Source organism: Pseudothermotoga hypogea DSM 11164 = NBRC 106472 (assembly GCF_000816145.1).
Classification (GTDB): Bacteria; Thermotogota; Thermotogae; order Thermotogales; family DSM-5069; genus Pseudothermotoga_A; species Pseudothermotoga_A hypogea.
Map to the genome: position 1 here is coordinate 826,620 of NZ_CP007141.1, position 14,056 is coordinate 840,675.

The 14,056-nt window shown below is 49.1% G+C and carries 18 protein-coding genes; 9 read left to right on the top strand and 9 right to left on the bottom strand.

What is annotated here, in order from left to right:
• Nucleotides 1-4: 4 nt before the first annotated feature.
• Genes AJ81_RS04200 through AJ81_RS04220 form a run of 5 tightly spaced genes read right to left on the bottom strand, consistent with a single transcriptional unit; the run spans nt 5 to nt 3,086 of the window.
• Nucleotides 5-847: a polyprenyl synthetase family protein gene (locus tag AJ81_RS04200; RefSeq protein WP_031504737.1), complete on the bottom strand. Its 843-nt coding sequence runs from the start codon at nt 845-847 to the stop codon at nt 5-7.
• Entirely contained in the window at nt 828-1,382 is a 555-nt protein-coding gene (locus tag AJ81_RS04205) for a bifunctional nuclease family protein (RefSeq protein WP_031504738.1), read from the bottom strand. The genes AJ81_RS04200 and AJ81_RS04205 overlap by 20 nt, the downstream gene beginning before the upstream one ends.
• 6 nt (nt 1,383-1,388) lie before the next feature.
• On the bottom strand, nt 1,389-2,117 hold the full coding sequence (locus tag AJ81_RS04210; protein WP_231845441.1) for a lysophospholipid acyltransferase family protein: 729 nt from the start codon (nt 2,115-2,117) through the stop codon (nt 1,389-1,391).
• 11 nt (nt 2,118-2,128) lie between these two features.
• Entirely contained in the window at nt 2,129-2,797 is a 669-nt protein-coding gene (locus AJ81_RS04215) for a HesA/MoeB/ThiF family protein (RefSeq protein ID WP_031504741.1), read from the bottom strand.
• 1 nt (nt 2,798) lies between these two features.
• Complete coding sequence (locus AJ81_RS04220; protein WP_031504742.1) at nt 2,799-3,086, bottom strand: ubiquitin family protein; 288 nt, start codon at nt 3,084-3,086, stop codon at nt 2,799-2,801.
• Between the two features lie 33 nt (nt 3,087-3,119).
• Between AJ81_RS04220 and AJ81_RS04225 the strand changes: the two genes are divergently transcribed.
• Nucleotides 3,120-3,926, top strand: a complete 807-nt coding sequence (locus tag AJ81_RS04225; protein ID WP_051673628.1) for a PfkB family carbohydrate kinase — start codon at nt 3,120-3,122, stop codon at nt 3,924-3,926.
• Here AJ81_RS04225 and AJ81_RS04230 read toward each other — a convergent pair.
• From AJ81_RS04230 to AJ81_RS04245, 4 genes are read right to left on the bottom strand one after another with little or no spacing between them, the layout of a single operon-like run.
• A complete protein-coding gene (locus tag AJ81_RS04230; protein ID WP_031504746.1) occupies nt 3,910-4,383 on the bottom strand; it encodes a hypothetical protein in 474 nt (157 codons plus the stop codon). The genes AJ81_RS04225 and AJ81_RS04230 overlap by 17 nt on opposite strands.
• Before the next feature lie 51 nt (nt 4,384-4,434).
• Nucleotides 4,435-5,001: a hypothetical protein gene (locus AJ81_RS04235; RefSeq protein ID WP_031504748.1), complete on the bottom strand. Its 567-nt coding sequence runs from the start codon at nt 4,999-5,001 to the stop codon at nt 4,435-4,437.
• A 36-nt stretch (nt 5,002-5,037) separates the two neighbouring features.
• Nucleotides 5,038-5,739 carry a Crp/Fnr family transcriptional regulator gene (locus AJ81_RS04240; protein WP_031504749.1) on the bottom strand — a complete coding sequence of 234 codons (702 nt, stop codon included), beginning with the start codon at nt 5,737-5,739 and terminating at the stop codon, nt 5,038-5,040.
• Nucleotides 5,708-6,340, bottom strand: coding sequence for an HAD family hydrolase (locus AJ81_RS04245; RefSeq protein WP_031504751.1), 633 nt, complete (start codon nt 6,338-6,340; stop codon nt 5,708-5,710). Before AJ81_RS04245 ends, AJ81_RS04240 begins: the two co-directional genes overlap by 32 nt.
• A gap of 148 nt (nt 6,341-6,488) precedes the next feature.
• On the opposite strand from AJ81_RS04245, the gene cysE reads away from it, so the two are divergent.
• The 8 genes from cysE to AJ81_RS04285 all read left to right on the top strand — a co-directional run bounded on the left by cysE (nt 6,489) and on the right by AJ81_RS04285 (nt 14,051).
• On the top strand, nt 6,489-7,118 hold the full coding sequence (cysE, locus tag AJ81_RS04250) for a serine O-acetyltransferase (protein ID WP_051368682.1): 630 nt from the start codon (nt 6,489-6,491) through the stop codon (nt 7,116-7,118).
• Nucleotides 7,015-7,890 (top strand): cysteine synthase A, encoded by an 876-nt coding sequence (gene cysK, locus AJ81_RS04255; protein WP_031504754.1) that lies wholly within the window; start codon nt 7,015-7,017, stop codon nt 7,888-7,890. Before cysE ends, cysK begins: the two co-directional genes overlap by 104 nt.
• A gap of 14 nt (nt 7,891-7,904) precedes the next feature.
• Nucleotides 7,905-8,264: a GIY-YIG nuclease family protein gene (locus AJ81_RS10950; RefSeq protein ID WP_257008758.1), complete on the top strand. Its 360-nt coding sequence runs from the start codon at nt 7,905-7,907 to the stop codon at nt 8,262-8,264.
• A gap of 12 nt (nt 8,265-8,276) precedes the next feature.
• Entirely contained in the window at nt 8,277-9,410 is a 1,134-nt protein-coding gene (locus AJ81_RS04265; protein ID WP_051368683.1) for an anhydro-N-acetylmuramic acid kinase, read from the top strand.
• 3 nt (nt 9,411-9,413) lie between these two features.
• A complete protein-coding gene (locus AJ81_RS04270) occupies nt 9,414-10,496 on the top strand; it encodes a radical SAM protein (RefSeq protein WP_031504758.1) in 1,083 nt (360 codons plus the stop codon).
• Nucleotides 10,497-10,584: 88 nt separating this feature from the next.
• On the top strand, nt 10,585-12,258 hold the full coding sequence (locus AJ81_RS04275) for a 2-oxoacid:acceptor oxidoreductase subunit alpha (RefSeq protein WP_038059833.1): 1,674 nt from the start codon (nt 10,585-10,587) through the stop codon (nt 12,256-12,258).
• Nucleotides 12,259-12,261: 3 nt separating this feature from the next.
• Entirely contained in the window at nt 12,262-13,092 is an 831-nt protein-coding gene (locus tag AJ81_RS04280; protein WP_031504761.1) for a thiamine pyrophosphate-dependent enzyme, read from the top strand.
• A 5-nt stretch (nt 13,093-13,097) separates the two neighbouring features.
• Nucleotides 13,098-14,051, top strand: a complete 954-nt coding sequence (locus AJ81_RS04285) for a redoxin domain-containing protein (RefSeq protein ID WP_031504762.1) — start codon at nt 13,098-13,100, stop codon at nt 14,049-14,051.
• Nucleotides 14,052-14,056 lie beyond the last annotated feature (5 nt).

Below are 14,056 nucleotides of genomic sequence, written 5' to 3' on the forward strand. Positions count from 1 at the left end.
CTCTTCACCTTTTCGCCAGATCTTCGAGCAATTTACGCACGTTATTGAGTCTCAGCTTCCCGAGCTGGCGCATTATAGACCTCAATAACTTATCGGCGAAAATCTTGCTTTGCTCAAGACCGAGGATCTTCACAACGGTGGGTTTACCGAGCGCCACGTCTCTACCAACGGGCTTGCCAAGCTTGCTCTCATCACCACACGCATCTTTGATATCATCCTGAACCTGAAACCATATTCCCAGAGCTTCGCCAAGCTTTGAAAACCTCTCGGCAAGATCGAATTTACCGGCGAGTATAGGCCCGCTGGCGAAGCAGAACGAAAAAAGAGCACCAGTTTTCTTGGCGTACATTCTCAGCACTTCGCCAAGATCCGGGCTCGCACCTGTGTACTCCACATCCAAAGCTTCCCCAACGAGCACCTGGTAGGTCGAACGTGAGAAGTATTGAAAAAGCATTTCCTTCTTTCTCGGTTCGGCGGGAGAATCGCTGAGCACGCAGAACGCTTTCAGCATGAGACCATCCCCCGCGAGGATGGCCGTATCGTTACCAAAAACCACGTGGCACGAAGGCTTTCCCCTCCTCAAAGGAGAATCATCGATCTGTGGAAGATCGTCGTGAATCAAAGACGCCGTGTGGAACAACTCCACCGCGAGCGCTGGATGCCATACGAGTTCAACTGGGACGTCCAGATCGTTGCAGATCGACCAGATAAGAAGCGGACGGAACCTCTTACCGGGTGTTAGAACGCTGTAAGCTATCGCCCGCTCCACTCGGCAACAAGCTTCCTTTATCTCTTCCCGCAAAAGTTCTTCGAACTCTTTCAAAAATTCAGTCTCTGTCTTCCTCATCTTCCTCTTTCGGCTCGTCCCTCAGCATCTTCTTGAAGGTGTCGATGTCAAGGTTCTCAACGAACTTCTTGAACTCCTCGTCGCTCGCCTCTTCGGACATCTCAAGATCTATGGCGTGTTCATCCACGATCTCGTTGCTCACGTAGATGGGAACATTTTTCTTGACCGCAAGCACGATGGAATCTGAGGGTCTTGCATCCATCTCTATGATCGCCTGATCTTCTGGTTCCTCCTCCTCTCCCTCGATCGCTGCCAAATCCCTTATGACCAACGTGGCGTAGTAGACGTTCTCCTTAACGCTGTGTATGACGATTCTCTCCAGCTTCGCATCGAGTGCATCGAGTAGGTTGAGTATCAGATCGTGGGTCAGTGGTCTTGGAAACTCGAAGCCTTCCAAACTCATGGCCAACGCGTTGGCTTCGCACGCCCCGATCCAGATCGGCAAGACTTTGTTCGTGCCTTCGATACCCAAAATGACCACGGGAGAGTTGTGCACCTTGTCGAGGACGAGCGCCTTGACCCAAGCCTTCCTCATCGGAGATCACCCCCTGTGAGAACTCCTGAGTTCCTCCACTCCAGCCCTGACGATGTTTTCGACCGCTTTCGCCAGTTCGACTTCGTTCTCGAACTGAGCGGGATCGATCGGTGGATGAACCTTCATCAAAACTGTGCCTGGATTGAGGATGAGACTCTTCTTCGGCACCAAGAACATTGTACCCCATATTGAGACAGGCAACACTTTCACGTTGAGCTTCTTTGCCACCTTGAAAACAGCCGTCTTGAACTCGCGAACCGAACCGTCTTCACTCCTTGTGCCTTCTGGAAAGATCAAGAAAGACTCCCCATCTTTCAACAACTTCATGATCTTCTTTATGACTTGCGCACCTTCGGCGGGGTTCTTCCTGTCCAGGAAGACACCTTTCAAGAATTTGACGTACCAGCTCACACCTGGCACCCACGCCAGCTCTTTCTTCGCGACCATTGGCAAAGGATCGATGTAGCCCAGTATCAGTGGTATGTCCATCAAACTCTGGTGGTTCGGTGTGACGATGTAGTTGGTGTCTGGTTTGTAGTTCTCTAAACCCTCTGCTATCACCCTGCAGAACATGAACCTGAACGTGTTCTTGCCGAAGAGCTTCACCTGCTTGAGAACGAACCTCCTCGCCTTATGCTCGCCAATGAAGAATCTCAAGATCCATCCCAGAAACAACACCAGTGCTCCCATTATGACAACGTAGATGACCGCCGAAACGAGAAAGTAAATCGTCACAAGAATTCTTTTCAGTTCGCACCACCTCGGATCTTTATCCTCTCAAACCTCATGGTGGCAAGATCTATCAACATCAGTTCGTTCACCAGATTCGTTGTGCCATCGCAGATCAACTTGACCACTTCGTTCACTTGCAGTGAAGCCATCAACGTCACCAAAGGTGGATAAACCTGCCTGATCGAGCTTTCTTTTGGAGCAGCCGAGAAAACATGCCTCAATCTGATTGAGCCTGGCAGGATGTTCATCAGTTGGCCGCAGTATCCTTCAACACCCGCGTGGACGAGCGGAATTCGTTTTTTCTCGCAGAGAGTATCGAGGGTGAATTTCGACTCGAAGTTGTCCAGACAATCGACCACAACATCGACAGAAGGAAGACAGAAATCGAGATCGATCCTGACGTGCATCGGAACTATTTCGCAGCGTGGATTTATCTGAGAAAGCTTTTTCTGTGCAACCTCCACTTTTCTTTTACCAAGATCGGATCTGTCGTAAAGGATCTGTCTGTTCAGATCCGGTTCGTCCACAACACCGCTGTCGAGCAGATAAACGTGACCGACTCCGAGGCGAACCAACAGTGTAGAGACTGTACAGCCGAGCCCGCCAACGCCCGCAACCAAGACTCTTGCATCGAAGAGCTTGTTCAGACAATCACCGAGCAACTGACTGTGACGCTGAAACATCTCAGCCACCACTGACGGGAACGAAGATCACCAGTTCTCCGTCCCAAACGCTTGAAGGTGAAAGATCAACCACGTTCACACCGTTGAGCAGCGCGATGACCCAGCTCTTTCTCACCGAGCCGTTCTGTTCCACAACAAGGTACGCGCTGTCTTCGTTCACGTCCAGCCTCACTTTTCTACCAGAAGCTTTGGAGATCTGTTCGAAGATCTCCTCTTTCTTTCCTGGCTTCACTTCGATCTCTTTCAAACCCACCATCGCATCGGCCAAGTTTGAAAATCTCACGCGCATTCTCTCACCTTCCGATTTATTATATATTTTGAGATGAGCACCAAGATCGCTGTTGTCGGAGGAAGCTTCGTAGACATATACATATACGGTGATGAGCCACACGGGTGTGAAGTTGTCGAAGATTGTGGTGGTTCTGGTTTGAACGTGGCTTTCGCTTTGCATCAGCTTGGTCTTCAAGTCTTCTTCTTCTCCAACGTGGCCAAAGATCACAGAGCAACCTTCCTTCTGAACAAACTCCAAAGGTTCGGTTTCGACACCAATCACATCACAGTGAAGGACGGAGAAACAGGCCTTCACATCTCCTTCAACGACAGGACGATAGCGGTCAAGCGTGGAGTCAACGATCTGGACGTGGACGTAGACTGGAAGGTTGTTTCTGAATGTTCATTCGCGTTCATCAACACAGAAGTTTCGAAACGAACGATTGAGAACTTCCTGAAGAACTTTCAAGGAAAAATCTTTCTCGACGCAGGTCCCAGACACATCTTGAGCGACGACATCAGATCTTTGCACGAAGATCTGATCTTGATTGGCAACGAATCGCAGTGTGAAAGAATCGCTTGTGACGTGATCAAGATGGGACCAAGTGGCGCAAGGTGGAACGAACTTCACATCGCAGGCGACGGTTTGGCTCATCCATACACCACAGGCTGCGGCGATGTGTTCGATGCCGTGCTCATCTTCTCTCTGCTCAAAGGTGAAGAAAGAAGAGTCGCCCTCGAAAAGGCAGTGAAGGTCTCACAGGAGGCCTCGAAGAGTTTCAAGAGCGCCCTCGCGAAGGCCCAGGCTGTGAAGGACCTTCTCGAGGACGTTGAGGCTGGTCTCAGTACATCACCGTGAAAACCGTTACGATGTGAAAAGCTGGAGTCGTTTCGTTTCGAACACTGAACAAGCCAACGCCGAAGTGTTTGTACCTCTCCGGTATATCGACACTGAGTAACTTCTCGAGCAACGCTATGAGTGTTCCGGGTTTTTCGATCGTCCCCGCTTCAGTTGGTACTAAGTCCCACACGACGCTCACTTTGATGAACGCTCCAGTCATAGGTTGCAGAGGATTGGGAACGTTCGATGCATCAATTTTCAAAAACCTCGAAGCTGGACCCAAACTCCATTTCACCGGAGTGTTTCCGAAGTTGTAGAGCAGCACAGTTTTCTCCTGAGGAAGTCCAGAGAAGAATACGAGCATTTCGGGCGTGACAGAGAGTTTCGACATGCGAATGATAATATCTTGCGGTGCCGTGATCTGCGCAGATACCAAAATTGCTATACACACTAGCAGGATCGTGAGATACCTCATACGATGACCCCCCTTCACTGAAACTTCTACACCGGGGGGATTAGAAAAACATTAGAAAGAATAAGCGATCCTCAGCACCGCGTAGGGGATGAATCCAGTCAGGTCCATAGACGACGTCATGTTCTTAACCAGGAGGAACTTGAGCCCTCCACCGACCGCCACCGACAAGTTCTCGCTCAAGAACTTCTCGAACATCACCTTTCCTGCGAACAGATTACCAGTGTAATTGGCTTGTGATAGAATCCCATCCTCACACGAGATCGAACCCAAGATCCAGTGACCCTCACCAGATACCTGAAGCACGAGATCCAGAAAGTCCATCACAAACATACCTTCGAACCCCAAGCAGAAAAGGCAAAAGTTGAGGCTCTCGTTCTCGAACCTCACCGAAAAGTTCTGTGAAGACACGATCGCCCCAAACCTCAAACCCCTGTGCAAACCGTAATCGAAATTGAACTGCACACCGTAGTTCGTGAACGCATCGATCTGCTGTTCTTCACCTTCGATGATCAACTGTTGAGAAACACCAACTCCAAGGAAAGAATCGAAGCTGACGAACGCACTTGCGAAAACGTTGATGCCAGCCAAGACCAACAAAACGAAGAGTAGTCTTTTCATCGTTTCACCCCCATGTAAATGATAACGCTGAAGGACTCATCCGAATGAGGTGTAATCTTCTATGTATTTGAGGTTCTTTATCTCGACCTTTCTTCCCTGCATCGCTATGATTCCAAGTTTTTCAAGTTCTATGAACACTCTCGAGAGTGCGGGCCTTGTCACGTTGAACTCTCTTGCCATTTCTTCTTTGCTCATATCCAGTTGTACCGAAAGACTGTTTTGCCTTCTACTCAGTTCAAATAGATAAGAACAGACCTTTTGAACCAAATTCTTCATCGCAATCTCGTAGAATCTGTCAGTTACAAACAAGAACGTGTTTGAAATGTATCTCAGATAGTTTTCCAGAAACCTTCGATCGCTCATCAAAAGATCGAGGAATTTTCCACGATCGACACTCAGAAAAACACTCTTTTTGACCGTTTCAATGTCCACAGGATAGCGCGCATCTTGCGCGAAGATGACTGCCGAGGCCAAAAGCTTCGGCGCGAGCATGTGGTCTATCTGCAACACGTGGCCCTCGCTGTTTGTGAAAAGTCCCAAGGTTTCTCCATCTACAAGGAACAACACTTCGTTGCAAACATCGCCTCGATACCTAACGATTTGCTTCGGTCCATAGAATTCAACACTGCCAAGCTCGACCAATCTCGAGACGATGCTCTGATCAGCGTTCATGAATATCTCACACTGGCTGAGCTTCCTGACGACGTCAACCCTGCCGTACGATTCGCTCGGAGCCATCACACTCTCTCAAGATCCCCCAGAGTTCTTCCTCCAGATCCGTGCCGTTCGTCAAGTGTATGACCTTGAAATTGAGTTCTTGTGCTGTTTTAACGTTCTCGAGCTTATCGTCTATGAAAATGCTTTCCTGTGGTACGAGATTGTATCTCTTGATCAGTTCGAGAAAGATTTCCTTTTCGGGTTTGGCCAGTTTCACGTGCGAAGAGATGACCATGCCGTCGAAGTATTTGAAAAAGTCGAATTTCTTGTGCACCAACTCGAAATTCTTCTCACTGAAATTGGAAAGCACGTAGAGTCTGAAACCCTTTTCTTTGAGCTTTGGCAGCAGTCTTGTGTTCTTCTCTATCGGTCGCAAGAGCTTCGGTACAGCTTCCTTCATGTGCAAGATGTATTCTTTAAGATGTGGAAGTTCCTCCATCTTCCTTTGCCACAACTGATCTTCGTTCATCAAGCCTTTGTCCATCAACCAAAAATCTCTGCTTTCAAAGATCTTTTCGTTCATCTCGTCCGCAACATGTTTGGGAAAATTCTCGAGCATGTATTGGTAAGGTTCCCATTCCAAGAGCACCCTTCCGAGATCGAAGACGATGTTCTTGATCACCGTGAATCCTCCTCGTCTTTTCGAAAAAGAATGTAATCACGCTCGCTCGTGTCCTGCTCTGATTATAACCACTTCTTAAAATGCAGGTAGTACAAGCATGGTACATTGAAATTAAGACTGCTTCAGGAGGTGTTTCTATGCTTGTGGGGTGCGTGAACTTGTAAGTGCCATCAGGCAGGATGTGAAAGCGTATCTGCGCTTGGATCCAGCAACGAAAAACGTGTTTCAGCTGATCTTCTTCAACGCTTCCTTCCATGGTTTGACCCTCTACAGACTCTCCCACCTTTTCTATCACTGGAAAATCTATCCCTTGGCGTATTTGCTTCACTACATCAAACGCGTGCTGTTTTCGATGGATATCCACCCAGCCGCAGAGATCGAACCCGGCGTGGTCATAGACCACGGTATCGGTGTCGTAATCGGTGCGACGGCGAGTGTCAAGAGTGGCACCGTGATTTATCATGGTGTAACTCTTGGAGCGAAACACATCTGCTCTGGTAAGAGACATCCCGATGTTGGGCGGAACGTTTTCATCGGGGCTGGGGCAAAGATACTCGGTTCCATAAGAATTGGCGACAACGCCGTCATTGGTGCCAACGCTGTAGTCTTACAAGATGTTCCAGAGAACGCAGTAGCCGTTGGAATTCCAGCAAGAATCTTGAGGAGGGAGATCGATGCTGAACTTGGTCGGCAACACACCGATGGTGAGATTGTCCACAGAACCGAGAGTGTTCGTCAAGATCGAGCGGAACAACCCGTGGGGCAGCGTGAAAGATAGGCCCGCCTTGTTCATGATCGAGGCTGCGGAAAAGAAGGGACTCATAAAGAATGGAACCGTAGTCGAACCTACGAGTGGCAACACGGGTATAGCTTTGGCAGCCATAGGTGCATTGAAGAGTTTTCGAGTGATTTTGACGATGCCCGAGAATGTGAGTCAAGAGAGAATAAAGTTGTTGAAAAGTTACGGTGCTGAGGTCATCTTGACATTGGCAGAGCGTGGTATGAGTGGCGCCGTAGAAAAGGCGAACGAGATCGTAGAAGAGCTCGGAGCGTACATGCCCAACCAGTTTGAAAACCCTTACAACGTCCTTGCGCACGAACTCACCACTGCGCACGAGATACTCTCTCAGATGAATTACAGAATCGATGTCTTCGTAGCAGGCGTAGGAACGGGTGGAACGATCAGTGGAGTTGGAAGGGTTTTGAAGAGGATCTACACAGACAAAGTGAAGATCGTGGCGGTGGAACCTGCAAGCTCTCCCGTTCTCTCCAAAGGTGTCTCTGGCAAACATCGAATTCAAGGTATTGGAGCTGGATTCGTCCCCAAGATCTTGGATCTGTCCGTGATTGATAGAATAGAAACCGTCGAAGACGAAGAGGCCTTCCAGACGATGAAGTTTCTGATGAAAAAAGAGGCTCTACCAGTCGGCATTTCCAGTGGTGCAAACATTGCCGTCGCGATGAGGATCGCTCGAGAACTCCCAGAGGATGCACGCGTGGTGACGATCGCCCCGGATGGTTTCGAAAGGTACACGAGTCTGGTCTCATGAAGGGTAGTTATCTTTTGCTCCTGAAATTGGATCAGAAGGTCTCGATAAAACATTGGACCCTCGAAGCAGGAATTTATGTTTACGTTGGTTCGGCGATGGGCGATCTTTCAGCGAGAGTCGCGAGACATCTACGAAAAAACAAACGCAAGCATTGGCACATCGACTATCTGCTCGAGCATGCGAAGGTTTTGAGTGTGGTCATGTTACCATCCGAGCGAAGACTCGAAGAAGAGATATCCTCAAGGCTCTCTAAGAAGTTCGACGGTCCTGAGGGTTTCGGTTCGAGCGATCTGAAGGTGAAGACGAACCTTTACAGATTGAATGATCTAAATGAATTCTTCAAGATCATCGAAGAAATGGTTCGAACTCCGTGAGGGGGTGATCCTATGAACCTTTTCACCAAGCTTGGAGATTGGCAAAGGTTGTTGGACACGTTCGAGAAGAAACAACACGTCGTCTTGGGCCTGATGTCCGGCACCTCCGCCGACGGTTTGGACATAGCCCAAGTGCGCTTTTCCTGGGGCAAACAACTGAGCTTTGAGCTCATGAACGCGGTCACGGTGAACTACGAACCTACGTTCAGAGAAAAGATCATCAAAGCGTACGATAAGAACTCTTCGAACGTTGAGTACGTAACGCTTCTCAACTACGAGATCGCAAGAAAACACGCCGAGATGGTGAAGTCATTCAACTTCCAGTGCGACTTCGTCGCCTACCACGGTCAAACGGTCTGGCACGCACCCACCCAGGGTGCAACGTTGCAACTTGGAGAAGCAGACGTGCTCGCCGTGGAGTTGCAAAAACCAGTGGTGCACAGTTTGCGTACGAAAGACGTCGCCCTCTCGGGCGAAGGTGCCCCCATCAGCGCTTACTTCGACTGGGCCTTTTTGATAGGTTCAGACGCTTCTACCGCCGTGCTGAACATCGGCGGTATAGCGAACGTCACAGCGATCAATGATCGTGGTGAGCTCATCGCCTTCGACACAGGCCCGGGCAACTGCCTGATAGACATCGTGGTGCGAAATTTCCTCAACAGGGATTTCGATGAGGGAGGTGCCCTCTCCAGAGAGGGAAGAGTGAACAACGGCTTACTCCAGAGAATGTTGGAACATGAAAGGGCGTACGTGGAAAGACGTCCCCCCAAGACAACGGGGAGGGAAGTCTACAACATGAGCTTTTTGGAAGAGATCGGTGCTACGAAAATGCTGCATCCCAAAGACCTTTTGAGAACGGTGGTGACCTTCACGGCCATCATGGTGAAGGAGAACTTGGCTGTGCATCTGCCACACGTGAAAAGGTTGATCGTCACAGGTGGTGGCGCTTACAACCAAACGCTCATCGAGGATCTGAGTCGACTGGGATTCGAAGTGAGAATCCCTGAAAAGAAACTGATAGACTTTCGCGAAGCGATGGCGATCGCCTTTCTTGGTGAGCTCTTCGTCAAAGGCTTAGCACCATCTAAAACCGTGACGGGAGCTCGAAGAAGTTGTGTCATGGGTAAGCTCGCCTTACCGTGGTGAGCAATGATTGAACCTTCCGTGAAGAAACGCTGCGTGCTGTGCGGCTTTGAATCGGAACTCATCGGCTCATCGATTCGAGTCTGCGTCAAATGTTTGAGAGATAGACCCACAGAGGCCCTCAGATTCGTGAGAAACACACGAAGCAGATGGCGCCGGTCGATCGATTTTCCCACGTCAATTCCTCACGATGGCAAGAAATGTTTTCTCTGCATCAACGAATGCGAAATTCCTGTCGGTGGAATGGGTTACTGTGGTATCTTGCGCAACGAAGATGGAAGACTGGTCCCTGTGACGAAGAGTTTCAAAGAAGCTTACCTTCACTGGTATCTCGATCCGCACCCGACGAACTGTGTCGCATTGCCTGTGTGTCCCGAGAAGGATCACAGAGGATTCTACAATCTCGCCGTGTTCTTCGCTGGTTGCAATCTGGATTGTCTTTTCTGCCAGAACATAGACCACAAGTACATGCTCTCCGGGGGACAGTTGAGAGATGGAGAAAAAGTGTCTCTGGAAACATTCGTTCGAATCGCGGATCAAAGAAGGATCAGCTGTGTTTGTTATTTCGGCGGCGACCCTTTGCCTTGGTCAACTTTCACGTTGAACGCGTCGAGGAAGATCAAAAAGAGGATATGCTGGGAAACCAACGGCCTGATGAACGGATCCATTGCAAGACAAATGGCATCAATTAGTCTGGAAACGGGTGGAATCATCAAGATCGATTGGAAGGCCTTCGATCCCAACGTCTACGAAGCACTGACGGGTGTGAACGGGGTGAAGGCCATCGAACGACTGAAGGAAAATGTGAGACTGATCCACAGCATGGACGAAAGAAAAGATCCTCCTTTACTCGTAGTGAGCAGCCTGATCGTTCCACATTACGTCGACGAGTTGGAAGTCGGTGGTATCGCAGCCTTTCTCGCCGAGATCGACGAGAACATTCCTTACATTCTTCTTGCCTTCGCTCCCCAACATCTCATGCATGATCTTCCAACGACGAGCAAAGAACAGATGAAGAGAGTCTTCGAATCAGCCAAAGCAAAAGGTCTGAAAAGAGTTTTCATCGAAAACGTGTGGCTGTTGAGTTGATCCGCGCAATTTTGTGTTTCACAACGATAAATGATAAAATACAAATTGAACCCATAAGAGATATGCCGGAGGTGTAAACATGTATGAATTGAACGAAGTAAGTGTCGTGATAAGTGGTGCGGCGGGACAGGGAATTCAAGCGGTTGAGCACTTGCTTTCTAATGTTGTGAAAGATTCCGATCTGTACGTGTTCGCGACCAAAGAATACATGTCTCGAGTTCGAGGGGGAAACAACTCCACCACGCTCAGGATCTCTTGTAAACCCGTGTACGCCAACATCGATCGCATTGATCTGCTCTTGGTTTTGAACGAGAACGCCATCGAGAGGCACAGATGGAGAATGACTACTTCAACGATCGTCCTCGGCGAAGAGAAGTTCGTCAAAGACGAAACCAACCACGTGGTCGTGGAATTTTCGAAAATCGCTGAAAGCTTTGGCAACAGAATTTACGCCAACTCCGTCGCTACGGGTGTGCTGGCTGGAATCATGGAATTGAACATCGATGCGCTCAAGAAAAACATCGAACAGTACTTTGTAAAAAAGGGAAACGAGGTGATCAATGCCAACGTATCTGCCGCGCTCAAAGGCTACGAGCTCGGAAGAAAGTTGGGCTTGAAACTGGAGCTCAAAAAGTGCGAAGAGGTCAGAAAAAAGAACCTTTTGAATGGATCAATGGCCGTCGCGCTCGGTGCCGTGGCGGGTGGTTGCAACTTCGTTTCTTCTTATCCAATGTCCCCATCCACGGCGGTCTTCACAGAACTTGCGAAAATGTCAAAGACTCACGGAATCCTCGTCGAACAAGCGGAGGACGAGATCGCCGCGGCGAACATGGTCATCGCCGCTTGGTACGCCGGTGCCAGAGGCTTGGTGACCACCTCTGGTGGAGGTTTTGCACTCATGTGTGAAGCAATCAGTCTTGCCGGAATGATTGAAACACCCATCGTCGTCCATTTGGGTCAAAGGCCTGGACCAGCCACGGGACTTCCGACCCGTACTGAACAGGCCGATTTGAACCTGGTCCTCTACGCAGGACACGGTGAGTTTCCGCGTGTGATCTACGCGCCTGGAAGCATAGAGGAAGCTTACGAACTCACAGCGAAAGCCTTCAACGTCGCAGACAAATTTCAGATTCCTGTGTTCGTTCTCACAGACCAATACTTGCTCGATTCTTATTATCTTGTCGACGATCTTCCAAAAATGGACATCGAAAGACACATCGTGAAGACCGACGCAAACTATCGAAGATACACAGTCACAGAAGACGGAATCTCACCGCGTGGCATTCCCGGTTACGGTGAGGGCCTGGTGAGAGTCGACAGCGACGAGCACGACGAGTTCGGCCACATAACAGAGAGTTCATCCGTCAGAAAGGCCATGGTCGAGAAACGACTCAGAAAGATGAACAAGATAATCCAAGAAGCACTCCCTCCGAAGCTCTCCGGTCCTAAGGACTACGAAGTTCTTATCGTGAGTTGGGGTTCAACTTATCTCATCGTCGAAGAAGCGCTCCAATCTTTCTTGAACCACAAGATCGCGCATCTACACTTTTCACAAGTCTATCCCATCCATCCTTCGGCGAAAGAATATTTTGAAAAAGCCAAGAGAGTCATCTTCATCGAACAGAACGCCACCGGTCAGTTCGCAAACCTTGTACAACAAACTTTTCTCATCGACACGTCAGAAAGGATTCTGAAATACGACGGATACGCTTACTCAGTCGAACAGATCGCAAAAGCGATCCGAGAAAGATTGGGGGTGTGAGAAATGTTCAGACCTGAAGATTACGACATTCCAAATGCAGACATCGCTTGGTGTCCAGGTTGTGGGAATTTTGGTATCATTCGCGCGCTGAAGATGGCACTCGCGCAACTAAATTTGCCTCCAAGCAAGGTTGTGATAGTTTCGGGTATAGGTCAAGCGGCGAAGATGCCACAGTACGTCAAAGCACACATGTTCAACGGTTTGCATGGAAGATCACTCCCAGCCGCCGTGGCCATAAAGATGGTGAATCCACAACTTGTCGTGATAGCAGAAAGCGGAGATGGATGCACTTACGCTGAAGGAGGAAACCATTTCATCCACACCATAAGGAGAAATCCAGACATAACCAACATCGTCCACAACAACCAGATATACGGTTTGACCAAGGGACAGGCTTCGCCCACAACACCGAGAGGTCAAACGACCACTCTCCAGATCGATGGCGTGTACGTCGATCCATTCAATCCGATAGCGGTCGCGGTGGCTTTGGACGCCTCTTTCGTCGCTCGCACCTTCGTAGGTTATCTCGATCTAACTGTGGAGATTTTCAAACAAGCGATTCAACACAAAGGCTATGCGCTGGTCGATGTTTTTCAACCGTGTGTCACCTTCAACAAGGTCAACACTTACGAATGGTACAAGCAAAACACCTACATTCTTCCAGAAGACTACGATCCAACCGATCGTGATCGAGCCTTCAAGATCGCTACGGACACCAAAAAATACGCACTCGGTGTGATCTACAAAAACCCGAACAAACCCATCTTCGAAGAACAACTTGTGGCTTACAAAGTGGACGAAACTCCAATCGCGTACAGGGGGTTGAAAGTGTGAAGAAGATGGTCGAATTTTCACTTTTGACCGAAGAAGGTCAGCCATTCACCTTTCAAGATCTTCTTGGAGACTACTGGGTGATCTATTTCTATCCCAAGGCAGGAACTTCTGGGTGCACGTCGGAAGCTCAACAGTTCAACGAGTTGTTTGAGCAATTCGAAGGCCACATCATAGGCGTTTCACCCGATTCAACGAAATCTTTATCGTCGTTCAAAGAGAAGCATGGTCTCAAATTCACGCTACTCTCCGACTCGAAGAAAGAATTTGCACAAGCGCTTGGAATCTTGAAAGATGGAAGATTGGTTCGTTCAACGTTCATCGTCGATCCTTGGGGAAGGATCAGAAAGGAATGGATAAACGTCAAGGTGGATGGTCATGCTCAAGAGGTGCTCGAAGCCTACAGAAAGATCAAAGAAGAAGATTTTTCCATCAACCCTTCGATCCTTCAAAGAAGGGCCTTTCGTGGTTTGAGAAGCGATCCGATCGAGGATGAAAAACTTTTGAGACTGATCGAAGCTGCACACCTTGCACCTTCTTGTTTCAACAAGCAACCTTGGAGGTTCATCGTGGTCAGGACGAAGGAAAATCTTGAAAAACTCCACGAGGCACTGTCTTCGGGAAACTATTGGATGAAGTACGCACCCGCGCTCATCATCGTTCACACGAAAGACGAGTTCGATTGCCAACTGAGCGACGACAGAAACTACGCCCTGTTCGACACCGGCTTGGCGGTGGGATTTCTCTTGGTTCAAGCAACACAAATGGGACTGGTGGCACACCCCGTGGCAGGCTACGATCCAATCAAGGTGAAAGAACTCTTCGGCCTCGATGGACGCATCGTAACGCTCATCGCCGTGGGAAAGTGGGGAAGGTTCGATCAGTTGAACGAGAAGCACCTCGAGTTGGAAAAGAGTCCGAGGAACAGACAGGAACTTTCCCATGTGGTCCAGTTGGTCTGAATTTC

What these genes read in the sequence shown, in the direction of transcription:
- AJ81_RS04265 (WP_051368683.1), top strand. Translation starts at nt 8,277, where the DNA reads ATGAACCTTTTCACCAAGCTTGGAGATTGGCAAAGGTTGTTGGACACG.
- AJ81_RS04225 (WP_051673628.1), top strand. Translation starts at nt 3,120, where the DNA reads ATGAGCACCAAGATCGCTGTTGTCGGAGGAAGCTTCGTAGACATATAC.
- AJ81_RS04215 (WP_031504741.1), bottom strand. Translation starts at nt 2,797, where the DNA reads ATGTTTCAGCGTCACAGTCAGTTGCTCGGTGATTGTCTGAACAAGCTC.
- AJ81_RS04230 (WP_031504746.1), bottom strand. Translation starts at nt 4,383, where the DNA reads ATGAGGTATCTCACGATCCTGCTAGTGTGTATAGCAATTTTGGTATCT.
- cysK (WP_031504754.1), top strand. Translation starts at nt 7,015, where the DNA reads ATGCTGAACTTGGTCGGCAACACACCGATGGTGAGATTGTCCACAGAA.
- AJ81_RS04240 (WP_031504749.1), bottom strand. Translation starts at nt 5,739, where the DNA reads ATGGCTCCGAGCGAATCGTACGGCAGGGTTGACGTCGTCAGGAAGCTC.
- AJ81_RS04280 (WP_031504761.1), top strand. Translation starts at nt 12,262, where the DNA reads ATGTTCAGACCTGAAGATTACGACATTCCAAATGCAGACATCGCTTGG.
- AJ81_RS04285 (WP_031504762.1), top strand. Translation starts at nt 13,098, where the DNA reads ATGGTCGAATTTTCACTTTTGACCGAAGAAGGTCAGCCATTCACCTTT.
- AJ81_RS04205 (WP_031504738.1), bottom strand. Translation starts at nt 1,382, where the DNA reads ATGAGGAAGGCTTGGGTCAAGGCGCTCGTCCTCGACAAGGTGCACAAC.
- AJ81_RS04235 (WP_031504748.1), bottom strand. Translation starts at nt 5,001, where the DNA reads ATGAAAAGACTACTCTTCGTTTTGTTGGTCTTGGCTGGCATCAACGTT.
- AJ81_RS04270 (WP_031504758.1), top strand. Translation starts at nt 9,414, where the DNA reads ATGATTGAACCTTCCGTGAAGAAACGCTGCGTGCTGTGCGGCTTTGAA.
- AJ81_RS04220 (WP_031504742.1), bottom strand. Translation starts at nt 3,086, where the DNA reads ATGCGCGTGAGATTTTCAAACTTGGCCGATGCGATGGTGGGTTTGAAA.
- AJ81_RS04200 (WP_031504737.1), bottom strand. Translation starts at nt 847, where the DNA reads ATGAGGAAGACAGAGACTGAATTTTTGAAAGAGTTCGAAGAACTTTTG.